Here is a 22,313-nt window from a genome sequence, read left to right as displayed (position 1 = left end):
CGAAACTCACTCCGGCAAGGCGTGCCGGCTCCTCCTGGGTGAGTCCAGCCTTGAGCAGACATGTCCGGATCTGGTCACCCACGTCGTTCGTCGTCATGCCCCCAGCGCTTCCCCTTCAGGTTGATTGTGCCGGTTAGTTGCCGGTCGTCGGACGGAAGCCGTCGCAGACGCTGCGGATTCCGAATCAAGGATGGCTCCACATCCGGCTGACATCGTGGAGCTCACGTGAATAAGGGGTACTGAACACCCTGATCGCCGCGGAACAGTTGCCAACTTCGGTGGTGAGGTTGGCCGAGCAATCACACAAGCCCGCGGTCCCCGGAAGACCGCAGGGGTAGGTGGCCGGAAGGCGTCGCCGGCCAGCCACTTACTTAATTTCTCAAGGATAATGTATTTCTCAGCAGGTCGGCTCCTGCTTGATCTAAGTCGCTATTGATTTTGCAAGCGCAGGCAAGCAGTCCGACGGTCCTGCACAGTGACAGTTTCGAGGGGTAAACATGAGAAAGTTGTTGACCATATTGGTCGCCGCGACGGCACTGACGCTTCCCGCGATCGCACCGGCATCGGCTGCACCGGACACCATTCCGGCGGCATCGGCTGCACCCGAAGCCTCAACTGAGCCCAGCGCTGCTGTGGCGATCCTCCCCGCCACCGAGGCAGGCCCTCGTGCGTGCGGTAAGTCCGCAGAGCCAGATGGAGCAGGTGGCTGGAAGTTGTACTGGACGAGTTGCTGGAACTATGTCCGCCCGATCGCACCCGTGTGGCATAACGGCGGTGGCGGCAACGCGTATGTCAACCTCTCTTGTCAGAATGCGCCCAGAGGACAAAGAGTGGGGTGGCACGTGCCGCGTGCTGCTCTGCCGCCCGAACCCGCTAACTACACCGGAGTGATCTTCTGCCTCCCCTAGCTTAGCCCTCGCGCTCATAATGGCGGGGTGCGCTCGATACATGAGCGCACCCCGCCGATCTGTCAGCGGCCAGTCGGCGCCCCTGGACGGCTCAGCCTAGGGATGAGTCTGGCTTCAGTGCGGCGCTGACCACAGGTAGCACCTCGACAGCTCAAAGGATCGCGGCCTCGGCTGATTGGCCGAGCTGGCGCGCCCAGCGCGGGATCGTGGTGAGAAGAGGCCAGGACCGGGACGTGCTGATCGCTCCGACCGAGACGCCGCAATCTCATAGGCGGGGACTGAGCGTACGGATGTTGCTGGCTGTCCTGGACTTTAGCCGCTTGTTCTCGATCTTGAGGACCTGGATGGCTCTGACGAACGTGCGGGCTGCGGTTTTCCACCTGTCTCGTTCGTCGCGCAGGGTCTTCACTCGCCGTTCCAGCATGGCGAGCTGGTCGCGCAGCTTCCGCTCGGTTTCCGACATCGACGACTGCGCGGCCCGTTTGGCTTTGAACAGGTCGTTGAGGTCGGTGTGGACAATGGCCAGTCGGCTGCGATGCAGACCGGCCCGCTTGGCTACGGCGGTCTGGGTCCAGTGTTCCGGCGGTCCGGCCAGGACGACGTCGATGGCGGCAAGCAGGGCTTCGCGTTCGGCCTGGTGCTTGGGGTTCACGCGGTGTCCTCGCCGTAGGTTCGCCGTTGTGTGTGATGCCGCTGGATGATCCCGGCGTAGTCCTCGGCTCGGGCGGCCAGCCGCAGCCGCAGCGGCTCGGGAGTGAGAGGACTGGCGGCCTCAGCCCGCATCCGCTCGATCTTGGCGGCCAGGCCGGCCATCTGGGCGTCTGTGCGGGCGGCATTGGCACAGTCCTGGTGGCAGTTGTTCAGGTCAGGGCCTGCTCTACCAACAGCGGCCCGGCGACTGGGGTGGCATTTCGCGCGATCGGGATCGTGAACACAGAACAGGTAGGCCTCCGAGTTGTCGAAGACCTGCAGGTCGCTGTCGTTGGTGATCTGCTTGAACTCGCGGGCGGTGAGATACACGCCCTCGTAGCGGGCGGCCTTGTCGACCGCGGTGAGCAGCCGGTCCGCTGCGGGCCCGGAGACGCCTTCACCGTGGCGCAGCGCGGTCTGCAGATCGTGCAGTCCGTCGATGACCGCCGTGCCTTCTTCCGCATCGAGCATAGTGAGTAGGCCGATGTCCTTGAGCCCGGCGTAGCTCTCTCCCTCGCGCAGAGACAGGTGGCCGTACTGAATGGCCAGGGCGACTCGGCCGCCGGGAAGCCGCCGAATATGCCAGGCCAGAGTCCTGCGGAAACGCCGCAACGTCACCGCCCCTTGTGGGTCGGCTGGGATGAAGTAGGCGTCTCCAAGACTCAGGGCTTCGGTGAGCCGGTTGGCGGTGCTGATCAACGCGCCGATCCGTTCGGTCGCCCTCTTGGCGTTCATGGCGCGGTCGGAGTCGCGCGGCGAGGTGAACAGGTAGCGGTTGTGTGCCAGCCGTTCCAGCACCGCGATGGCCTGGGCGACGGGCTTGATCGCCACCCAGTTGCGTTGGGCACCTTCGTGGTGGGAGCGACCGTCGATGTGGACGCGCTTGTAGCGCCGCCCGACCAGTTCGTAGCGCAGGGCTCCGTCCTCGCGCTGGGCCGGGGCCGGGCAACATCCGGGCATCAGCGAGAGAACCTCGGAGGGGCGCATGCCGGACAAGTACGCGGTCAGCACCAAGCACGCCGCGATCAGCGAGTTTTTCAACGTGGGCAGATCCCGGTAGTCCAGATGATCGGCCCAAGGGCGGCCGTCGATGCGTCCGGTCACCGGGATCGGCAGGGGCTGCGGCTGGTCGAGATCGAGGGTGAAATGCGTCCGGTCACCGGGATCGGCAGGGGCTGCGGCTGGTCGAGATCGAGGGTGAAATGCGTCCGGTCACCGGCGAGCAGGTAGCTGAGATCGTTGGGGTGGAAGCCGCCGTGCGTGACCGCCAGGTAGACGTTGGCGGGACGAGCATGTCCATTGTGGACGACTGCGGGAAGGGTGCCGCCGGACTCGCGCAGCACTCGGACAAGAAAGGCCAGCGCGGCAGCGCGGCCCTCCGAGTGGGCTTCGGCGGGGAAGTCCTGTTTGGCCTTCTCGACATGCTCGACCGCGGCGATGATGTCCTCGGCCAGGTCGGTGACGAAGGCCAGCGACCACGCCAGCAGCGGGGCCATCACGTTCGGGTGGATCACCGGCGTGGCGGCATCACCGCCTTCCTTCTCCCCGGAGAGGTAGCCCTTGATGTCCTCGTCCTCCCAGGGCGGCATCACCAGCTGGTCCTCGTGGGGCAGGGCCGGGCCAGCTGCCCACAGCCGCGACACCGACCGCAAACACCGGTGCCGGGAGCGCCAGGTCCCACCTCGCTGGTTGAGCGCTGTGGCGTAGACCTCCAACGCGTCCCGGTCGACCTGCCGCAACGTGGTGTAGCCCCGCTCGTGCAGCCAGGCGGCAAAGTGCAGCCAGTCGGCCATCACGATCGTGCGGATCGAGTTGGGCGCGGGCCACTCGACCATCGACGTGCCCGCTCGGGTGAGCATCACCTCCGGGGTCGGTGCGTTGATCAGCAGGTAGGCGGCCCGGCGGAACGCCTCCCGCAACGGCGCGGGAAACCGGGGCCAGAGCAGCGTCCGCCGCGGAATGCTCGGCGGTAGCCCCATCACGTCCAGCGACCAGCTGTCGGCCTCGAAAGTGTCCCGGCGTGCGTGCGGGACCTGGGCCCGGTCATCGACGATGGCCGCTCGGCCGCGCATCAGCGACCAGGGCACGGGCAGGAGCGAGGAGGACGTCGAGGGAGTGGGCAGCGGGGACGTCACGGGGCGAACTCTCCTCGCAGCAGTCGATCGATCAGGGATTTCTCCAGTGGGGTCACGTGGGCGCGGGCTTGCCCGCGTTCGGCCAGGGTGGTGTGGGTGTCCAGCAGCGCGGTCAGCTGGATGTAGGGCTCGCTCCAGCGGTCCCGCCAGTCGTCGGGGTGCAGGGCGCTGGCCAGCTCGTCCAGGCACTCGGCCAAAAACACCAGCCGGGGCAGGTGCCGGGGAGTCGCGACCGCGTTCTCACAACCAAGACAGGCCAGAAAATTCTCCCGGCACACCTCACCAGTGACCGGGTGGTGATGGATGTCTTCACACGCCCCGACCGGTGTGTCCGCCGCTCCCGACCGGATCCGCTGGTCGACCTCGGCCTCATCCAGCAGCCGCATCCGGAACCGGCCCAGCGCGGCGTCCAGGGCGTTCTGCTGTCCCTGGGCGATCAGCCCCTCCGACTCTTGCCGCACCACCGCGTCCCGTAGCAGGTAGACGTCCTCGTGCACGTGGCGCGAGTTCTGGCCGCTGCTGCGCTTGATGCGGCTCTGGTGTACCTGCCGCAGCCCGATCAGGGTGATGTTCGGCAGGTCCTCGGTCACCCACGGGCTCACCCGCCGCGACCGCTTCTCTGTTGGCGGGCCGACGCGAAAGGCCGCCCGTCCCCGTACGGTGGCGTAGCGCCGGTTGAGCCAGATCAGCAACCGGTTGGTGGGTTCCCCGTGCCGGGCCAGGCGCAGCCGGGCGGGTTCGGTGGCGTTGATGATGCGGGTCATGGTGCGGCCAGGTCCGTCCTGGCCGTCGTCGACCAGGTTGTTAGTCATGTGCCGTTCCCGGCCGCGGCGGGGCTTGAACAGGTCTTGGGTGTAGATGGTGACCTCCTCGCCAGCGCTGGCCGCTGTGCTCGGCACCGTCGCCCGGGTGATGACCGTGCTGTTCCACCCGTTCTCGCACACCAGCAGCACCGCACAGGCCCAGGCTTCGTCCCAGCGCAGAAACAAGCTGTAGCGGGCGAGGGTGACCAGTGGCCGACCGGGTTTCCAGGCATCGATTGCCTTATAGTCGGCCGAGGTCAACTCACCACCATCGAGCACCAACTCCAGTGCGCGAGCCTTGGCCAGCGTCGCCGTGTCCAGGTCCTCACCAGCCCAGAACCGGCGCAGCACGGCCATGTTGCCCAAGATCCGGGTTTCCGCCGCGTGGACGCAGCGCAGCGCCGCCCGCCGGATCGCCGCGAACTGCGCGGTGGTGTAGGACTCCACCACCTCCTTCGGCGCCGGCTTGCCCACCCGGCGCCGGAGCGCGGCGCGGGTCTCCGCCGTCAGCGACGGACATTTCAGCAACACCGTCCTGTCTTGCTGACCTTGCCCCCACCACCGCCGGTCTTGGTTGGCGCGCAATGCAGTACCCACGCATCCCAATGGCTGCGCCTCAGCTCAGCGACCGTGCCCGGTCGGATGTCCTGGCGGTCCAGCCAGTGCAGGAAGTTCCCGACCAGTGCGGTGTGGCTGCGGATCGTCCAGATCGACCGCCACGACCCACCCTCGTTGCAGAGCCGGGCCAGCACTCCGGCGATCTCCTGTCGCAGCCGAATATCCCCGGGAAATCGGCCCAGGTCGAACCGATGATGCTCGGAGCCGTCGCTGGTGGCCGCCGACACCACCAGCCCGGTTTCGTCCAGCTCGGGTGGCAACGTGAAATCCTGCGGCGGTAGCGCGGACCGCCGGCATGTTCGCGTTCCGCTCACCGTGTGCCGGCCGCCAGATCCCGCACCCGCGGCTCGACCGCGGCGAGCCGCCCCAACACCGTGTCCAGGTCCCCATCCTGGCCCAGGAGATCTGTCATGCGGACCCCATTGACCGGCTCCAGATAGATCGAGCGCGTGGTCTCGGTGCTGCGGTGACCAAGCAGATCCCGCACGATGTCCCACGCCTGCCGGTAGCGATCCTCGTCGTAACCCTGATCAGGCACGTGTCCGCGCTGGAGGTCGATCGCCCGATGCAAGGTGATCAGCATGTAGAGCGCGTAGGAATGCCGCAGGGAATGGGCGGTCAAGTGCACCGGTGTTTTCCCGACCTCGCCCAACATCCTCGCTACCCGCTCGTTGGCCGCGTCGAACACCCCGTCCCACGACTCCGGCGCCAACGGCGCCCCAGCCTCGCTCAGCCACAACCACAGCGGTTCCGGACCCTCCGCCGTACGCCTCATCAGCCGCTGCCTCATCGCCGGAGCCAGATCATCGAGCGAGTGATTGCGGCCGTCGATCCGCAACGCCATGCCGCGCCCAGTCGCCCGGACCTGGCTCACCCAGATCAGTCCCGGGCCCTCGTAGCGGCCGGCCCGGCGGGCACGCGAGACCGCAGCCCGCCGGGACAGGCGCACGTACTCCTGTATCCGGGAGACCGCGTCCTCGAGGATGTAGAATGTACGGCCCCGCCGTTTCGCCACCTCCCGCCCCAGCCACGCCGACTGCAACGGCCCCTCATCCCCAGGGGTGGGGATCTCCACCGTCAGCAGGCTCGATGCCTCCTTGTTTCGCAGCCCGCTGCCGAACAACAGGTCCGCATAGGCACGGTTCCGGCTGGCCAGTCGGCCTCGCCACTTCTCATCCCGGGTGCCGTCGACCTGATAGCCCAGCAGCCCGACATCGCGCCACAACCGGTAAGTCCGCGGAGTGGCCCAGACCACGCGTGTGGTCACCGCGTCCGGATCGGACAGGGTGCTCGACTCCACGGTCTTGCCCCGGCCCACATACACCGTCTCGTACTCGATCGGGTTGCACTCCACATGCCGCCTGCTCGGTGCCGACGCCCAGGTGTAGAGCTTGGTGAACGCCGCGTTCTCCCGGGCCCACTTCGCGCCGCTGACCGCCCGCTCGTTGAGGTCCCGCCGACGCCGCCACACCTTGAACAACCGCAGGTCCTCGGTCGTCGCCTCGGTCCAGTCGATGCCCCGCGCCGCGAAATGCGCCACCAGCAACCGGATGTCCTTCGCGTACCCCTCCCGAGTCGCCTGGCTCAGGGAAGCGAACGACGGCGAGGTGAAGAACTCGATCAGCTGGTCATCGATCTCGCCCGCCGGTGACACCAGAATCGGTGTACGCGGAGCAATATCCAGCGCCGCTTCCCGTTCGCTGATGTCGAGGAACTCATCCAGCGCCCGATCGAAGCCAGCGGGTGGCTGAGAAGCGGCTTCCGTCCACACCAGTTCCCAACCATCGGTGTCACGCGACGTCACTGCGCCACCTAACACTGGGTCATCTAACACCGCAACTTGACGGGAAACAGCGCGAGGTCGTGCTGGCCCGCGACGGATCCGACGTCACCACCGACACCACTTGCCGCGCCGTCACTGGCACCTTGAAGTCCTTGTACGACAACCGAATTCTTTCCTCAGCATCCCAAGTGGACATCGACCATATGGTGCCGCTGGCCGTGGGGTGGCGCTCCGGCACCTGGGCATGGGACAACGCCCGGCGCAGGGCTTTCGCCAACGACCTGGCCAGCCCACAGCTGATCGCGGTCTCCGCGTCCTCCAACCGCTCCAAGGGTAATCAGGACCCGTCCCAGCCCTTGAAGTTCTTTCTGGCGGTTGTCAGCGGAAAGGTGATCCGGTGAGGCCGGGCCGACATGCCCGAATGCGTCAGCACCGCGGTCCAGAGCGTGTGGTCCAACGCCGCGCACAGGTTCGTCAGCACGTCGCCGACCAAGACACCCCACCGCTCTGGGAAGGGCACCAAGATCTTCAAGCGCCACTGCGCGCGCACCAACGCGTCACTGAACGCGCTGACATTGTCAGTCCGGTCATATGCATGCGCCCAGCTGAAGTCGAACTCGCGCACTGCACGAGCAAGAACTTGCTGGTGCTCGACACCACGAGCCCACTTGATCCAAGCCGACCGCATCATCCCGCGATCCTAAATTGGCTCCACGTCGAACTGGCATCCAAGCTGCTTGCACGACACCTGTCGTGATCACTACGCTTCTCGATCAAGGTCGCTGAGCTGCAAAGAACCGACCGCAGAACCTGGCGTCACGCTGCGATCCCCAGAGAACCGGCGTGACGACCAGTCCGGGCACTGAGGGCGTGTGACGGTGACCGGTGGTGCGAACGAGCGTGTCCCGGCCGGCCGGGGCAGCGGCGGGGTTAGGGGCCGATGCCGTTGAGAGCGTTGTCGCTCCGCCGGTCCACGATCTGCATGTAGCGGTACAGCTCCCGGGAGTTGGGCCGCCAGCCGCCCTGGGTGGCGATGGTCTTGGCGGCGTGCCCGGCGCAGCGGGCCTCGGTGGCCAGTCCAAGCGCGGCCAGCAGGCCGGGCACGGGGGCGACTCTCCCGGCTTGCGGGTCGTCCTGGCCGCGCGGGCTGAAGCCTGCTGGCACCACCCCGGAAAACGGTGCCTACAACCGCGGCGTGGTGGTTCTGCCGCACTGCGTGGGGCGGGACCGAGGTGGCAGGGGGCCAGGCTGTGCGGGGTGTGGTGTGGCCGTAGTTGGGGTGTTGCTGCTGGTGTAGGGATGTTGAGGTGGCCTTCGCTGCGATCCACCCTGAAGCCGGGCGCGTCGACGCCACCCGGTCTGACCTCGGCGCGGGCCTGGTGTGGGAGCAGGTGCACAAGGCCCGGCCGCGGGTCGCGCTGACCTGCCCGGACTGCGGGCATGGTGTGCACGCCAAGGTATCCCCGCGGCCGCGGAGCCTGCGGTTCTTCGCCCACAACCCCGGCCGGCCCACCGAGTGCGCCTGGGACAATGAGTCGCTGGAGCACCACCTGCTCAAGCTGGAGCTGGCCACCACGATCCGCGCGCTGGGCTGGCACGCCGAGCTGGAGGTCCGCGCACCGGATGGGCGGTGGCGGGCGGATGTGCTCTCCAGCGCGCACGACGGGACTGGCCGTGTCGCCTGGGAAGTCCAGCTTTCCCCGATCAGCGGCGAGGACATCGCCGCGCGCACCGGCCGCTACGCCGAGGACGGCATCGCGGTGTGCTGGGTCGGGGTGGCCGGCGGGGTGTCCTGGCCGTGGGTGGTGCCGTCGCTGAAGGTCCGAGCCCCGGATCGGGAGGGGCCGTGGCTGGTGGTCGACGGGGTGGCCGGGTTCGACTTCGGCGAGGGCTCCTGGAAGGCCGCGGAGGTGAGCCTGCCGGAGGCGCTCGGGTGGGTGTTGCGCGAGCAGGTCTTCTTCCACCAGGTCCTGCCGCGCTACCGGAGAGTCCTGTTCGGCTCCGGTTCGGCGTGGCGGTCGGCGATCTGGACTACCCGGCGCAGCGTGGAGGCCGAGGGCCGCCACGAGCTGATGCGGCAGCGCCAGGAGAAGCGCAAGCGCGAGCAGGCCGAGCGCGAGCACCAGGAGAAGCTGCTCCGCGCCCACGAGGAGGCCTTGGCCGAGGATGCGCGGCGAGCTGAGGCTGAGCGGGTGCGGCGGGCCGGGCAGGCACAGGAGGAGGCGCGGTGGGCTCGGCGCCGACGGGAGCTGGACCTGAAGGATCAGGCGCGGCGGGAGCAGGAAGTCCGGAAAGAGGCGGAGCGTCAGCGGCGGGAGAAGGCCGAGGCCAAGGCCGCCGCTGCCTGGTGGCGGGAGGTCTCACCGGCCCAGCGCGAGGAGCTGTTCGCGCTGGTGCGCACCGCTGTGATGAAGACCGGGCTTCCCCCGGCCTGGCGGATAGCGGGTACCCGAGTGCAGCTTGGGGATGAGCCTGCCCGGGAACACGCCTACGGCGTCGCGGTGATGTTGATGGCTCCGCAGTTCGGCTCCTACGAGGAGTGGTACGCGGTGATCCGTCCCAGCCCCGCGTCGGTTCACCGCCTCCCCGGGAGGAGGCTGGTCTTCGTGCGCAACGCCGGTGAGGTGCAGCGGCTCATCGCCACCGGCTCGATCAGCGCCGAGCGCATCACCCACTTCGACTTGCCCGAGGGCGAGCAGCTGTCCCTGCTGTGACCAGCCAGTTCTGGAGTGGCTCGGCCGGGTTCCGCGGTGCTGGCCGCCTGGTGCGGGATGCTGGCCGGATGAGCAAGGACCTGCGGACGTTGAGCGAGCGGAAACTGCTCCAGGGGTGGACGACGGCGGTGCCGAGGACACGGGTGCGCCTGGCGACCACGGCTGACTTGCCGGTGATCACCAGGTTGTTGCCGGAGGCCGGGGTGGACCTGGGTGAGCGGGTGGAGGCCGGCCTGGCCGAGGGCACCGTGGGCCAGGCCCACCGGGCCGCGCTGGCGCAGCGCGGGGAGAACCACGGCACCCCGGGGTTTCTGCGGGCGATGGCCGAGGCGTTCGCGGTCGGGCCGGACACGGCGTACTTGGCGGCCACGGTGGTGCTGGTGGCCGAGCACCGCGAGGACGGAGTGCTCGGCGTGGTGGTGGCCTTCCCGCCCCCGAACGTGGCCGAGCGGCTCCTCATCGCCGATGATGCGGCGGCGCAGCACAACCTGCAGGTGCTGGTGCAGGGCGTCAGCGGGCTGGCGAAGGTCAGCGCCTTGGTGGTGGACAGCTCGGCCCGGCGGCGCGGGGTCGGCGCCGCGCTGCTCTCGGCGGTGCGCAGGCTGTTCTTCTACCACGGCTACCTCTACGTGTACGGGCAGATGCCGCAGCGGCCAGGTCTGGCGGATTTCTATGCGGCGCAAGGGTTTCAGGTGTATGAGCCGGGGCAGAGCCTGGATCTGTGGACGGTGTTCGGGGTGCCGGGCGGCATTGTCCCGGAGCAGGGTGAGCAGCTGTTCGTGCGGGGTCGTCCCCGCAGCCGCGGGTAGGTGCCGGCGGGGCGGCCGGACCGCTCCCCCTGCCTGCGCGGGTGTGCGAGATGCGGCTGGAGACGGTGGCCGCGGTGCTCGCGCCGGTGGGGACGCCGAGGTGGGGCCGCGGTGTTCACGGTGGCCCGGATGGGGTGATCGCGGGCTGGGGCCGGGGTGTCGTGAGCGCTGGACGTGCTGCGCCGCTGCTCGTGCCCGAGGGGCAGGTAGCTCACCGCGCGTTCAGGTTCTCCGCGTTCTCCGCGCGGCGAGCTTGCTGTCGATCTCGGTGATCGGCTCTGTCCAGCCGCACCAGTCGCATAGCCAGCGATCCCCCTGGTCGTCGGGGGTCGCCAGGCACCGCGGGCACGTTGGAGTTGGCCCGCTCCACCACACCCGCATCGCGGAATCGACCTGTCGCTGGCGCACCCGCCCAGTCTCCCGGCTCTCGGCCCCTCCCGTCCATCCCTCTGACCAACGGCGCCTGCTACCGGGATGCCTGGTACGCGGCCAGGCTCGCCCGACGCCGCGGCCACGACTGGCGACGCCGCTCGTAGGCACGCCACGCCGACAGGGACCACGCATCCCGGCATCGGGCCCGGTCGAGTCTGTCCCACACCGTCAGCCAGGCGGCGACGCTCCGCTCGTCCCCGCCACACGCACGCACCAGCGCCTCGGTCAGCCCGCGGGTGGGCCTCCGGCTCCCACGCAGCGCCGCACCCATGGTCGAGCGCCCCAGCCAGCCGGTCTCGTCAGCGTCGGCGATCGCACGCTGGGACAGTCCACTGCCCATCCACAGCTGCCTCAGAGCCGTGCTCAGCTCATCGAGCGTGCGGATCTCGGCAGGTGGCCACCCGCTGGCCGCCCGGGCCCGACACGCCTGCTGAGCCTCCGAGGCGGCCTCCCAGAGCCGGCGTGCCATGTCGACATCCGCGCGGCAGGCGAGCACGATCGCGGCGACCTGCCCCCAGCGGGGTGCAGCGCGTCCGCTGCACGCACGCGACACCGTCGATCCGTGGCAGCTGATCCTGGCGCCCAGCCGGGCGTGGGTCAGCCCGGTGGCTGCGATCTCATCGCGCAGCCACCTCCCGAGTGCCCGGACCGCCGGGGGACTGGACTCCCACTGCACTGCCACCACGAGCCTCCGATCCTCAGGGCCGCCGCGCGGCCCGTGCGGACCCCACGATGACGATCACGACCATGTCGTGTCCAGGAGATCCACGCAGCGATGCACGCTGTGGCTACACGGGTGGAACCACAGCAAAAATCGTTGCCGATCGGCTATCAGAGCAGGTCAGCAGTGGCGAACGGCACAGGAGGCGGCTCTGGTCGGTCGATCTGTGCGAGTCGCCCACGAGCGCCTGTCTGTCCACTAAGGACACGACGGTGGCAGTTCGGAAACACCCTCTCAGCACCCAGTGGAAGTCCACTGTGGACACCGGTTCGAGGCAGGCACTCATCGGTTCCGGGCCCCCAGGCCGGGCAGGCCGCCCCGGACCACGGTGATCCGGCCAGCTGCCTGTGATCCAGCTCCCGAGGTGAGCGGGGCAAGTCGTCGGGGACGGTGTCGGTGCTGGTCTTGGCGCAGCAGTTCGGCGACCTCGGCGGAAGTCGGTGTGCGGAGACCTCGGACCGGCCTGCGCACCAGGATGACCGCGGCCTGGCGGGCCCGCTTGCACGGCCGGCAGAGCTGCACCGGCCTCGGCGTCCGGGGCAGTGCTGGCCGAGGGTCAGTTCTCCGCGACGGCGCCGACGGTCGAGCGCGAGGTAGGTGCGCAGCGTCTCGCCCAGCGTGATGTAGTCCTTGCCGCTCACCTCGCTCCTCCCCCACCGCGACCTCGCGCGCTCCGGTGCCGGAACTTCTTGACCTTGGCCCGGCTGGCCGGGGTGGGCAACCGCTGTCCCGGTGTTCCGGGGTCTATTCGCAGTCGTCGGCGCGCCAGCGGAGCCAGGCCAGCACCAACTCCTCGAGCTCGGCGGGGAGCGGGAGCCGGTTGTCCTGGTCGGTGAGGAGTTCGGCGCGGTCGGCGGTGAGGTCGACGACCAGGTGGATGGTGCCGCTGGAGCCGGGCGTGCCGGTGCTGGTGTGCGGGTCGGGGCGGGTGGGGATGCCGGCGTGGGTGAGCTCGGCGTGGAGGTTGGGCTCGCCGGGCGCGCAGTGCCAGGTCCGGTCGACCGCGCCCTGGTCGTCGAGCAGGATGACGCGGTCGGCGGTGATGACCAGGTGCTCCTGGATCCCCTCGTCCATCTGGCCATCCTGACCAAGGTGGTGCGCGGCTGCTCGTCGAACTCGCCGCAGCGGTGCTGCCTGGCGGTAGGCGGCGCAGTCCTCCCCCGGGCTCCGGCCGCTCGGCGTGGTCGCCGTCGTCGTCCCCGCTGGGTGTGGTCAGGCTGGAGATCACGGTGCTGATGATCGTGCGGCATGCTCGCAGCTGTGGATGACAACTACCGCTTGATCAAGCTGATTTCCCTGGTGGGCTGGTCGAACTACGAGGCCAACCAGTGCGGTTTGCGCTATGCCTCCGAGGTGCAGAAGGCCCGGTTGAGCGAGGCGGAGCAGACCGCCGGGCACATGATGTGTGCCTACTACGCCGGTGCGGTCCGGCACCACCAGGGTGAGGAGGACTTCAGCACCGAGAAGGACCGGCAGGACCTGCCGAGCTTCACGTTGAGGTTCCTGACCGGCCTGCCCGAGGACGCGGTGACCGTGCTCGGGGAGATGGTGGCCCACTCGTTGATGCTGCACGATCTGCGCGATCCCGCGGTGGTGGGGCGGAAGTGGATCGCCGACGTCGTGGACACGTGCTGGCGGCTGTGCCTGGACGCGCGCACCGAGCGCTTCGGCTGGGAGTAGTGAGCGGCCTCGGCCGTGCTGGCCGAGCAGCGTCGGCGCGAGTGCGGCTCGCTGCTGGCGGCGCGCCGGCCGGTGGCGAGCGGCAACGGTCGCGCAGGCGGTGTGGACGTGTCTCAGCCACCCCAGTTCGGTGCTGATCACGCCCCGGATCAGCGGTTTCGGCGAAGGCCAGGTGTCTGGAGGGCTGCGGCGGGTATCTCGGGGTGAACGCGCCGATCTGGGCGCCGGGGATGAGCGAGGTGGCCTCATGCGGGGCGATGTGGAGACCTTCCACCAGGACGGCCGGTGGCACAACAAGATCGAGGGCACCGGCGAGGTGATGGGGACCTACGACACCCGGGAGGAGGCCGTGGCCGCGGGCCGGACGGCCGCGATCGAGCGCGCCGAGCTGCTGGAGGACGGCACCGTGGAGCACTTCATCCGCAAGGTCGACGGCACGATCGGCGAGCGCAACACCTACCCCCGCGGGCGGGACCCGCGGCACATCCCGGGATGACCCTCGCTCGGCCGCGGGTGGAGGGGTGAGGGCTGGCCGTCGCCTGGGACTTAGGCGATCCGGCGGGCCGGTTCCGCGTCGCTGCGGTCGGCTGGCGGGGCCGCGGCGCGCTGGGCCAGTTGATCGACGAGCGCCCGTAGTTCGGCTCGTTGCTGGCCGGTCAGGGGTGTCTGGGCCAGTGTGGCCATGGTCTCGGCGTAGACCGGCACCGCCGGGACGAGCACGCCGGCGCCGAGGTTGGTGAGCACGGCTTGGATGCCGCGGCCGTCGTCGAAGTCGGGTTCGCGGCGCACCCAGCCCAGCGTGGCCATCCCGTCCACGATGTGGCACAAGCGGGACTTGGAGATGCCGACCGCCTCGGTCAGCCGGGTCATCGGCAGCCGCCCGCCGTGGGTATCCAGGGCCTGCAGCGCCAGGAACTGGATCAGGCCCACCCCGGCGGCTTCTCGCAGCGCGCGGTGGAGCTCGTGCTCGGCGGCCCGTGCGGCGGCCAGCCAGGCCCGACCCGGCTCGCAGCGGCTTTACACCTCGTCCAGGTCGAACGCGAACATCACGCCTCCCTTCTGCCCGAGCCCCCGTGGGAAGATGTCTGTACAGGTGGTGTCGTCGCAGGCCGGGGCCGTCGTTACGGCGGTGTCGGCGGCGGGCGGCGGCCCGGGACGCTGGTGGGGTGTGTTCGGTGGTGGAGGACCTCCTCCGGGCCAGCGCCAGCTCCTCCAGTTCGTCGGGGAGCGGGAGGCGCCCGTTGCGGTCGGTGAGGAGTTCTGCGCGGTCGGCGGTGAAGCTGACGATCAGGTGGACGGTGTCGGCGTGGCCGAGCGCCCAGACGCTGTCGGCGCGCGGGTCGAGGTGGGCGCGGACACCGGCGGCGAACAGCTCGGTGTCGAGGTTGGGCTCGCCCGATGCGCAGTGCCAGGCCCTCTCGACCGCGCCCTGGTCGTCGAGCAGGAGGACGCGGTCCACGCGATGACCAGGTGCTCCTCGATGCCGTCGTCCAGTTGGTCATCCTGACCGCGGCGGTGAGCGGCTGCTCTCGGAGGTCACCGTGTCGGTGCCGGCAGGGGCGGTAGACGCCGAGGTCCCGGCCCGGAGAGGCGCGGTGGTGCCGGTGCACGGCGGGGTGCAGGGGTAACGCTGGGGCCGGGTTCTGCGACAGGAGGGCACCGGGGGCTCACCGCCCACCCCCCGAGGCGGTGGGCCTCCTGTCTTTTCCGCTCCGACTTTTCGGGTTCCGCACCTAGTTTTCGGGTGTGGCTTCGGGTGTTCGGGTCTACCGTTCGGGCCGGCAAAGCTGGTCTGGCTGGGACGGGGAACCCCGATGCCGCAACTGGATCTGGCGACCGGTGGCGCCCCGACTGAACTCACCGAGCGGTTCGAGCTCGTGCTGGTCGATGAGATCCACAACCCTGAACCTGGCCACCCGCAACGGCGCGGAGGTCTCCGACCAGCTCAAGTACTTCGCCGAACGCCTGCCCGCGACCTTCGCCTACGCCGGGATCGACGTCGAGGCCCAGGGCCTGTTCGCCGGGGTTCGCGGCCGCCAGATCGCCGGGCGGTTCACCCTGATCAGCACCTCCTCCTTCGACTACGGCACCGCGGCGCAGCGCGCGGACTGGCGGGCGCTGGTGGCCACGCTGGAGTCGAGCCTGCGGCTGCACCGGCACACCCAGGGCACCCTGGTCGAGCTGGCCGACTACCTCTACGAACGCACCGACGGCATGATCGGCAGCCTCTCGCAGCTGGTGCGCGGGGCGGCGATCCTGGCCGTCGGCGAACAGGAACAGGTGACCCAGGAGCTGTTGGAGTTGGTCCCAGTCGACTTCGCCGCGGTGCAGGCATCGCCCAAGCGGCGGCCGCGGCCGCGCACCGCGGCCAAGAAGGCCGGTGCCTGATGGTCTCGCGTCTGCCGATCACCATCGGGCCCGCCCACAACGAGATCGCCCTGTCCTACCTGGCCCGGCTCGCTGCCCTGCACGAGCTGCCCCCGACGGGGTTGTGGTCGCAGGTCAGCCGCCAGATCGGGCGCCGAGTACCGCGGCTGGATGCGGAGTTGCTGGCCACGGTCGCCAACCAGCCCCTGGCCCGGCTGGCCAGGGCGGTGGTCGAGGTCCTCGACCCCGAGCCGGAGTGGCTGGCACTGCGGCACGAACCCCAGCGGGACTGCTGGCGCTGCGACGCCCGGCACCCGGGCGGCCCGGTGCTGCACCTGCTGGGCCACCACCGCTACGTCTGCACCCGGCACCGGGTCTGGATCGGCCCGCCCGACCATCCCGACCACCTCCAGCCCAGCCTGGATCTACTGCCCGAGGTGGTCGCCGCCCAGCGCCAGCACCTGCGGCTGCTGCGGCGCCGGGGGCTGGCGGCGACCTTCGACGCGGTGCTGACCGGGTTCCTGATCTGCGCGCACCGCTGGGACACCCTCGGCCGGCCCGCGCGCCAGAGGATCGCCACGACCGACGTGTGGCACGGGTGGGAACGGCGCGTCGAACTGCTCATCCCGCCCGGGAACATCACCGGCGCGTTCAGCGCGTCGCGGCTGTTCGCGGTGCTCTACCCCGAGGCGGTCAGCCTCGCCGAGGTCCTGAGCTCGTTGCGGTGGCGGCGTTTGGCGGCTGGGGACCCGCGGGATCAACGGCGCTTCGCCGCCGAGATCGGGCGCCGTCTCGGGCAGCCGGACTACCAGCCCCGCCGGACCGAGGACCCGATCGCGCACTGGATGCAGGCCGATTGCTGGCACCCGCCCAGCGCCCCGATCAGCAACTACCGCAAGGCGAAGACCTTCGGCGGCAGCACCTTCCGCACGCCGGACAAGCGCACCGAGGAGATCCGGGCGACCAACGCGGCCAGCTTCGCCAAGAACCGCCGCGGCGGGACGGTGGTGCTGCACCACCGCACGCTCAGCCCGGTGGTGTACCGGGCCTGGACGCCGCCCATGGAGGTCTTCGCCGACGCGCTGGCCCACACCACGGAGGTCACCTACTGCCAGACCGAGCCGGGGCACTTCAGCGACTTCGGCTCGCTGAGCCGCTTGGAGTTCGTCCGGCCCGAGCCTGTCGACTCGGAGTTCCTGACCAGCGCGGTCGAGCCGCTCGACTGGTAAGTGGCTGTTTGCATCTGCGACCATCGCGAACCACCGATGGCTGGGGCGGCTCCCACGAAGGCCACACCCAGCGCTGCGCCATCAGGGGTGAGTTTGAGGCTCGAAGGGCGCGGCACCCCCGGCCGTGATGATGCTCGTCTAGAACTGCGCGATGCCCGATGACACCACCGACAGCAGGCCTCGTTTCACACCCAACTGGCCCACCTGCACCGAGAACGAGGGACAGTGCACCGGCCGGAGGATTGAGGACTTCGACCAGTGCCTTGCGCACCTGACTGCCGACGACCTCGACACCGCACTCACCCGGTTCACCCCCCGGGCCGATGTGGACCTTCGCGGCACGACCCTGACCCCGGAGCTCCTCCACCGGCTGTTAGCAGGCATGTCCGAGGGGGAAGACCCCGCACCCCGCACTCCCCGCTTTGGCCGCGCAGACTTCCAACACTGCTTCTTCTCCGGTGCCGTCCCACAGCACACCGACCATGCCACCTTCAACGACCACACCACCACTACCTTCGATTTCGGCGGCGTGAAGTTCAGCGGGGATACCCGGTTCGACGGCGTGAAGTTCGGCGGGGACGCCGGGTTCGACGGCGCGGAGTTCAGCGGGGGCGCCGGGTTCGGCGGCGTGAAGTTCGGCGGAGGCGCCGGGTTCGACGGCGCGGAGTTCAGCGGGGGCGCCTGGTTCGGCGGCGTGAAGTTCGGCAGGAATGCCAGGTTCGATCGCGTGAAGTTCGACAGGGACGCCAGGTTCGACGACGCGGAGTTCAGCGGGGGCGCCGATTTCGAGGGCGTGAAGTTCGGCGGGGACGCCAGGTTCGATGGCGTGAAGTTCGGCGGGAATGCCTGGTTCGGCGGCGCGGAGTTCGGCGGGGGCGCCGGGTTCGGCGGCGTGAAGTTTAACGGGGACGCCGGGTTCGACGGCGCGGAGTTCAGCGGGGGCGCCGATTTCGACGGCGTGACGTTCAGCGGGGGCGCCGGGTTCGACGGCGTGACGTTCAGCGGGGGCGCCGATTTCGAGGGCGTGAAGTTCGGCGGGAATGCCTGGTTCGGCGGCGTGAAGTTCGGCAGGAATGCCAGGTTCGATCGCGTGAAGTTTGACAGGGACGCCAGGTTCGACGGCGCGGAGTTCAGCGGAGACAACATATTTGGGCCCCTGGTGGCGAACCTGCTTTCGGTGGACGGCGTGTCGTTCGCGAAGCGAGTCGTTGTTGAGGTGGAGGCGAACAGGCTTTCGGCCAGGGATACGCGGTTTGAAAGTGGTGTGGAGATTCGTGTGCGGTACGCGAGGATCAAGTTGCAGCGCACGTTCTTCGGCGCGCCCTCCTCACTGAGCGGCGCGCCAGCACCATTCGAAATCTTGGGCATGCCCGTGGCAGCGGAGCAGGAACAAGCCAGCACGTGGGTGGCTGAGCGGGACCTCGCCGACCCCGCGAGCTCGTCCGGGCACCGCGGTGCTGGCCTTGAGGAGTGGATTCCGCCGCTGTTGTCAGTACAGGAGACCGACGTCTCGCAGCTGACGCTGGCCGATGTGGATCTGCGGTGGTGCCATTTCGCCGGAGCACACCAGCTGGACAAACTCCGTCTGGAAGGACGTAGCCCATTCAACCGGCCACCCCGCTGGCAGACCGGCCGGGCCTGGCCACCGGTGTGGCGGTGGACCTCCCGGCGCGTACTGGCCGAGGAACACCCGTGGCGCGCCGGGCGATGCAAGTCCAGCGGCTGGGCCAACACCCTCCCCAGTTTCGGTGATGCCGTTCCTTCCAGTACCGCTGAGCGTCCGCCGGTCGGTCCGGAGCGGCTGGCTGTGGTGTACCGGTCGCTGCGCAAAGCCTTCGAGGACGCCAAGAACGAGGCCGGGGCCGGGGACTTCTACTACGGCGAGATGGAGGCCCGCCGCCACGCCCCCTCCACCAGCCTCCCGGAACGCATCCTGCTCACGATGTACTGGCTGATCTCCGGGTACGGGCAACGCGCCAGCCGCGCACTCGCGATCCTGGCCGCCACCATCGGTGTGCTCTTCGTCCTGCTGACCACCTACGGCCTGCCGCAGGGCACCGGCCTGCAGCAGGTCACTGGCACGATCACCGCCGAGGTGGCCGAGCGAGGGCAGCAGGTCACCCTGGAGGTCAAGCCCGCACCCGCAACACCACCACCGCCGGAGCAGCGCTGGACCGCGGACCGGATGGACAAGGCGATCCGCATCGCGCTCGGGTCGGTGGTCTTCCGCGACGCCGACCAGAGGCTGACCCCCGCCGGGGTGTGGACGGTCATGGCCGGCCGGGCCCTCGGCCCGCTGCTGCTGGCCCTGGCCGCGCTGGCCATCCGAGCCCGCGTCAAACGGTAGACACGCCCCCTGCGTCAGCGGTGCGCTGACCACCACAACGTCCGCTCAGGTCGGTGTTCGGGCCTAGTTGGCGGAGGTAGTGGCGGAGTTCGGGGGTACATGGCAGGTCGGTGCCCGCGTCGCCAAGATCGGCCGCCATGATCGTTGTGAATTCGAGACGCCCATACGACACGATCAGCCATCGCACGCCGATGATCGTCAGGTGACCAGCCTCATCCCTCAACCAGATCCGGCCCCGACGCCCGCGCCGCGGATGCCGCCGCCATCCCGGACAAAAATCCTGCTCGCCGTCAGCGCGGTCATTACCATCGCCGCAGGAACAGGGGTCGCCCTGTGGTGGTGGGCCGGAACCGCCGGACTTAATGGCGCGACGCTGGTCACAGCCCGCTTCACCGCCCTCAGCACAGCCCTCAGCATCGCCGTCGGCGGCGGCGGCATCCTCGCCCTCTACATCGCCTGGCGCAGGCAACGCTCCACCGAAATCGCCCTCGAACACACCGCCACAGCACTCGCCCAGAAAGAACGTGACCAGGCCGACATCGCCCGCGCCTACGACCTACAACGCGAGACCTTCGAGACCAACCGGCTCCACCAGGAACGGGTCGCCGCGGCCACCGAACGCGCCGACGAAGCCCGCCGGATCACCGACCTCTACAGCAAATCGGTCGAGCAACTCGGCTCCGATAAGGCCCCCGTCCGCCTCGGCGGTCTCTACGCTCTCAAACGCCTTGCGCAAGATCACCCCGAACAACGCCAAACCATCGTCGACGTTCTCTGCGCCTACCTGCGCATGCCTTACATCCTGCCCGGTGATCTACCCGAAGACGACACCAACACTGCCATCGGCGACGTCTACCGCGAACGAGCCCAAGAACTCGAGGTGCGCCTCACCGCCCAGCGCATCCTCACCCACCACTTAAACCCCGGAGGCAACCCCGATAAATCGGTAACCACCTTCTGGAGCGATATCACCCTCGACCTCACCGGCGCCACCCTCATCAACCTTGAACTCGACGACATCGCCATCCACGCCGCAACGTTCACCAGAGCACGGTTCAGTGGCGATACCCAGTTCGACAGGGCGAAGTTCACTGGGGACGCCCTGTTCGACAGGGCGAAGTTCAGTGGCGGCGCCTCGTTCGAAGGGGCGCAGTTCGGTGGCCGCGCCTTGTTCGAAGGGGCGCAGATCGGTGGCCGCGCCTTGTTCAGTTGGGCGAAGTTCAACGATGCCATGTTCGGCAATGCCGAGTTCAGAGGCGATGTCCGGTTTAACAAGGCAGAGTTCAACAGAGACGCCAGGTTCATCGAGGTGACGTTCAGCAGCGACGCCCAGTTCTACGAGGCAGAGTTCAATGCTGGGGCCTGGTTCGACAGGGCGCAGTTCAGTGCGGACGCTATGTTCACTAAGGCGCGGTTCAGTATCGACACCCCGTTCGGCGACGGCGACGCCCTGTTCAGAGAAGTGAAGTTCAGCAGCGACGCCCAGTTCGACAGGGCACAATTCAATGCTGGAGCCCAGTTCGACAGGGCGCAGTTCGGTGGTGACGCCTTATTCGACGGGGCAAAGTTCAGCCGCAACATCCGTTTCGACGAGGCAGAGTTCAGCGGCAGCGTTTCGGATGAAATTGGCCCATACCGACCACCGGGCCGCGACGTCGCGCCGCCCGAGGGCTTGCCCAGCAACCCCGATTCCGCCACCTAGACGAGTAATGCGTAAGTCGAGGCGGTAGCCGAAGACAGGCGAAGGGTGTCCAAGATCAGTTTGTGACGACCGACCTGAACACCCTTCTCACCGCACTCTACGTCAAGATCGACGACCACCTCACGGGCAGGCCCCGGATGGGCAGACCGCCCAAGCTCACCGACTCCGAGCTGGTCACCCTGGCCGTGGCCCAAGCCCTGCTCGGGTTCACCTCCGAAGCCCGGTGGCTGCGCTTCCTGCCCGCCCGGATGCCCGGCGCCTTCCGGTACCTGCCCGGCCAGTCCGGCTACAACCGCCGCCTGCGTGCCGCGTTACCACTGGTCAAGCAGGTCATACGCTGCTTGGCCGCCGACACCGACCTGTGGACCGACACCACCTGGATCATCGACTCAACCCCGGTGGAATGCGGCCGGTCCCGGCCCACGGTCAAGCGCTCAGAGCTGGCAGGCTGGGCCAAGTACGGCTTCTGCCGCTCGCACTCCCGCTGGTTCTGGGGACTGCGCCTGCACCTGGTCTGCACCCCAGCCGGACTGCCGATCACCTGGGCCCTGGCAGACCCCAAGATCGACGAACGGCAGGTGCTCATGGCGATCTGCGACCACGAACCCCGCCTGCTCACCGACCGCCCCGGGCTGCTGATCATCGCCGACAAGGGCTACGTCTCCGGCAAACTCGACCACTACCTCACCCAACGCGGAGCCCGGCTGATCCGGCCCTCCTACCGCAACCGCAAGCCCCATCCCGGCGAGCCACTGCTCAAGTCCATCCGCCAGCTCATCGAGTCGGTCAACGACACCCTCAAAGGCCAGCTGGACCTCGAACAGCACGGCGGACGCACCATCGAGGGCCTCGGAGTCCGCATCGCCCAACGCTTGCTGGCCCTCACCGCCGCCATCTGGCACAACCGCGCCACCGGCCAACCCGTCACCCGGTCTTTGATCGCCTACGACCACTGACCGACTTACGCATTACTCGTCTAGGTCCGGACAAGCCACCAGCGCAGCAGAACGTGTGCATAGCTGCGAACCGACCCGAGGCTGGTGTCCCTGGCGACGAAATCGGTCAGGTACGGCGAACCGGTTCCACCGGCTGTCCAGCGTCAGCAGCCACCAACCAGGGCACGACGCCGTCGTTCGCAACGACCCGCCCCCACCTCGGCAACCGGATCGAGATGATGTCCCGATCGATATCGACCAGCACGTTCTCACCCACCTTCAACGATCTAGGTGGAGGTCTACCGACGTCCAGCCCAGCCGACGCGACACCAGCCCGGCGTGTCTCCGCTTAGTCCGGTCAACAGATCGGGTTCCGCACCTAGTTTTCGGGAGAGAGTTCGGGTGTTCGGTTCTACCGTTCGGGCTGGCGAAGCTGGTTT

Annotated in this window: 22 protein-coding genes; 11 read left to right on the top strand and 11 right to left on the bottom strand. The window is 68.6% G+C overall.

Features of this window, described 5'->3' with window-relative positions:
* Nucleotides 1-1,173: 1,173 nt before the first annotated feature.
* From M8C13_RS05175 to M8C13_RS05150, 6 genes are read right to left on the bottom strand one after another with little or no spacing between them, the layout of a single operon-like run.
* Nucleotides 1,174-1,560 carry a hypothetical protein gene (locus M8C13_RS05175; RefSeq protein ID WP_252479301.1) on the bottom strand — a complete coding sequence of 129 codons (387 nt, stop codon included), beginning with the start codon at nt 1,558-1,560 and terminating at the stop codon, nt 1,174-1,176.
* Nucleotides 1,557-2,702 carry a hypothetical protein gene (locus M8C13_RS05170; RefSeq protein WP_252479300.1) on the bottom strand — a complete coding sequence of 382 codons (1,146 nt, stop codon included), beginning with the start codon at nt 2,700-2,702 and terminating at the stop codon, nt 1,557-1,559. Before M8C13_RS05170 ends, M8C13_RS05175 begins: the two co-directional genes overlap by 4 nt.
* Nucleotides 2,699-3,733 carry a hypothetical protein gene (locus M8C13_RS05165; protein WP_252479299.1) on the bottom strand — a complete coding sequence of 345 codons (1,035 nt, stop codon included), beginning with the start codon at nt 3,731-3,733 and terminating at the stop codon, nt 2,699-2,701. The genes M8C13_RS05170 and M8C13_RS05165 overlap by 4 nt, the downstream gene beginning before the upstream one ends.
* On the bottom strand, nt 3,730-5,067 hold the full coding sequence (locus tag M8C13_RS05160; protein ID WP_252479298.1) for a hypothetical protein: 1,338 nt from the start codon (nt 5,065-5,067) through the stop codon (nt 3,730-3,732). Before M8C13_RS05160 ends, M8C13_RS05165 begins: the two co-directional genes overlap by 4 nt.
* Nucleotides 5,058-5,414 carry a hypothetical protein gene (locus M8C13_RS05155; RefSeq protein ID WP_252479297.1) on the bottom strand — a complete coding sequence of 119 codons (357 nt, stop codon included), beginning with the start codon at nt 5,412-5,414 and terminating at the stop codon, nt 5,058-5,060. The genes M8C13_RS05160 and M8C13_RS05155 overlap by 10 nt, the downstream gene beginning before the upstream one ends.
* Before the next feature lie 50 nt (nt 5,415-5,464).
* Nucleotides 5,465-6,958, bottom strand: a complete 1,494-nt coding sequence (locus M8C13_RS05150) for a site-specific integrase (protein WP_252479296.1) — start codon at nt 6,956-6,958, stop codon at nt 5,465-5,467.
* Between M8C13_RS05150 and M8C13_RS45295 the strand changes: the two genes are divergently transcribed.
* Nucleotides 6,898-7,338 carry an HNH endonuclease family protein gene (locus tag M8C13_RS45295; RefSeq protein ID WP_308202767.1) on the top strand — a complete coding sequence of 147 codons (441 nt, stop codon included), beginning with the start codon at nt 6,898-6,900 and terminating at the stop codon, nt 7,336-7,338. The genes M8C13_RS05150 and M8C13_RS45295 overlap by 61 nt on opposite strands.
* Here M8C13_RS45295 and M8C13_RS05140 read toward each other — a convergent pair.
* Nucleotides 7,275-7,562, bottom strand: coding sequence for a hypothetical protein (locus tag M8C13_RS05140; RefSeq protein WP_252479539.1), 288 nt, complete (start codon nt 7,560-7,562; stop codon nt 7,275-7,277). The two genes, M8C13_RS45295 and M8C13_RS05140, sit on opposite strands and share 64 nt — an antisense overlap.
* Before the next feature lie 305 nt (nt 7,563-7,867).
* The gene (locus M8C13_RS05135; RefSeq protein ID WP_252479295.1) at nt 7,868-8,104 is read right to left on the bottom strand and encodes a hypothetical protein; all 237 of its coding nucleotides are present in this window, start codon (nt 8,102-8,104) and stop codon (nt 7,868-7,870) included.
* A 140-nt stretch (nt 8,105-8,244) separates the two neighbouring features.
* On the opposite strand from M8C13_RS05135, the gene M8C13_RS05130 reads away from it, so the two are divergent.
* Together M8C13_RS05130 and M8C13_RS05125 are read left to right on the top strand one after the other, a co-directional pair.
* On the top strand, nt 8,245-9,651 hold the full coding sequence (locus tag M8C13_RS05130; RefSeq protein ID WP_252479294.1) for a competence protein CoiA family protein: 1,407 nt from the start codon (nt 8,245-8,247) through the stop codon (nt 9,649-9,651).
* Nucleotides 9,652-9,719: 68 nt separating this feature from the next.
* Complete coding sequence (locus tag M8C13_RS05125; protein ID WP_252479293.1) at nt 9,720-10,460, top strand: GNAT family N-acetyltransferase; 741 nt, start codon at nt 9,720-9,722, stop codon at nt 10,458-10,460.
* A 466-nt stretch (nt 10,461-10,926) separates the two neighbouring features.
* On the opposite strand, the gene M8C13_RS45725 is transcribed toward M8C13_RS05125, so the two are convergent.
* Together M8C13_RS45725 and M8C13_RS05120 are read right to left on the bottom strand one after the other, a co-directional pair.
* On the bottom strand, nt 10,927-11,568 hold the full coding sequence (locus M8C13_RS45725; protein ID WP_374213029.1) for a helix-turn-helix domain-containing protein: 642 nt from the start codon (nt 11,566-11,568) through the stop codon (nt 10,927-10,929).
* 789 nt (nt 11,569-12,357) lie between these two features.
* Nucleotides 12,358-12,687, bottom strand: coding sequence for a hypothetical protein (locus M8C13_RS05120; protein WP_252479292.1), 330 nt, complete (start codon nt 12,685-12,687; stop codon nt 12,358-12,360).
* A gap of 174 nt (nt 12,688-12,861) precedes the next feature.
* Here M8C13_RS05120 and M8C13_RS05115 point away from each other — a divergent pair, with 174 nt between their 5' ends.
* Nucleotides 12,862-13,293 (top strand): hypothetical protein, encoded by a 432-nt coding sequence (locus M8C13_RS05115; protein WP_252479291.1) that lies wholly within the window; start codon nt 12,862-12,864, stop codon nt 13,291-13,293.
* A 247-nt stretch (nt 13,294-13,540) separates the two neighbouring features.
* Nucleotides 13,541-13,789 (top strand): DUF2188 domain-containing protein, encoded by a 249-nt coding sequence (locus M8C13_RS05110; protein WP_252479290.1) that lies wholly within the window; start codon nt 13,541-13,543, stop codon nt 13,787-13,789.
* Between the two features lie 50 nt (nt 13,790-13,839).
* On the opposite strand, the gene M8C13_RS05105 is transcribed toward M8C13_RS05110, so the two are convergent.
* Nucleotides 13,840-14,223: a MarR family winged helix-turn-helix transcriptional regulator gene (locus tag M8C13_RS05105; RefSeq protein ID WP_252479289.1), complete on the bottom strand. Its 384-nt coding sequence runs from the start codon at nt 14,221-14,223 to the stop codon at nt 13,840-13,842.
* A gap of 151 nt (nt 14,224-14,374) precedes the next feature.
* Here M8C13_RS05105 and M8C13_RS05100 point away from each other — a divergent pair, with 151 nt between their 5' ends.
* The 6 genes from M8C13_RS05100 (at nt 14,375) to M8C13_RS05075 (ending at nt 21,894) form a co-directional block, all read left to right on the top strand.
* A complete protein-coding gene (locus M8C13_RS05100) occupies nt 14,375-14,800 on the top strand; it encodes a hypothetical protein (RefSeq protein WP_252479288.1) in 426 nt (141 codons plus the stop codon).
* 380 nt (nt 14,801-15,180) lie between these two features.
* Nucleotides 15,181-15,681, top strand: coding sequence for a hypothetical protein (locus M8C13_RS05095; protein ID WP_252479287.1), 501 nt, complete (start codon nt 15,181-15,183; stop codon nt 15,679-15,681).
* Nucleotides 15,681-16,889: a hypothetical protein gene (locus tag M8C13_RS05090; RefSeq protein ID WP_252479286.1), complete on the top strand. Its 1,209-nt coding sequence runs from the start codon at nt 15,681-15,683 to the stop codon at nt 16,887-16,889. The genes M8C13_RS05095 and M8C13_RS05090 overlap by 1 nt, the downstream gene beginning before the upstream one ends.
* Before the next feature lie 151 nt (nt 16,890-17,040).
* Nucleotides 17,041-19,236, top strand: a complete 2,196-nt coding sequence (locus tag M8C13_RS05085; RefSeq protein ID WP_252479285.1) for a pentapeptide repeat-containing protein — start codon at nt 17,041-17,043, stop codon at nt 19,234-19,236.
* 202 nt (nt 19,237-19,438) lie between these two features.
* Nucleotides 19,439-20,938, top strand: coding sequence for a pentapeptide repeat-containing protein (locus M8C13_RS45290; RefSeq protein WP_252479284.1), 1,500 nt, complete (start codon nt 19,439-19,441; stop codon nt 20,936-20,938).
* Nucleotides 20,939-21,000: 62 nt separating this feature from the next.
* A complete protein-coding gene (locus tag M8C13_RS05075; RefSeq protein WP_252479283.1) occupies nt 21,001-21,894 on the top strand; it encodes an IS982 family transposase in 894 nt (297 codons plus the stop codon).
* The last annotated feature ends 419 nt before the right edge of the window (nt 21,895-22,313 follow it).

Source organism: Crossiella sp. SN42 (assembly GCF_023897065.1).
Classification (GTDB): domain Bacteria; phylum Actinomycetota; class Actinomycetes; order Mycobacteriales; family Pseudonocardiaceae; genus Crossiella.
The sequence above is the reverse complement of the archived record's forward strand: the minus strand, read 5'-3'. Positions and strand labels throughout refer to the sequence as shown.

Coding starts and splice junctions, on each gene's coding strand:
- M8C13_RS05100 (WP_252479288.1), top strand. CDS start 14,375: ATGTCTGTACAGGTGGTGTCGTCGCAGGCCGGGGCCGTCGTTACGGCG.
- M8C13_RS05120 (WP_252479292.1), bottom strand. CDS start 12,687: ATGGACGAGGGGATCCAGGAGCACCTGGTCATCACCGCCGACCGCGTC.
- M8C13_RS05085 (WP_252479285.1), top strand. CDS start 17,041: ATGCCCGATGACACCACCGACAGCAGGCCTCGTTTCACACCCAACTGG.
- M8C13_RS05095 (WP_252479287.1), top strand. CDS start 15,181: ATGAGATCCACAACCCTGAACCTGGCCACCCGCAACGGCGCGGAGGTC.
- M8C13_RS05090 (WP_252479286.1), top strand. CDS start 15,681: ATGGTCTCGCGTCTGCCGATCACCATCGGGCCCGCCCACAACGAGATC.
- M8C13_RS05110 (WP_252479290.1), top strand. CDS start 13,541: ATGCGGGGCGATGTGGAGACCTTCCACCAGGACGGCCGGTGGCACAAC.
- M8C13_RS05115 (WP_252479291.1), top strand. CDS start 12,862: ATGCTCGCAGCTGTGGATGACAACTACCGCTTGATCAAGCTGATTTCC.
- M8C13_RS05125 (WP_252479293.1), top strand. CDS start 9,720: ATGAGCAAGGACCTGCGGACGTTGAGCGAGCGGAAACTGCTCCAGGGG.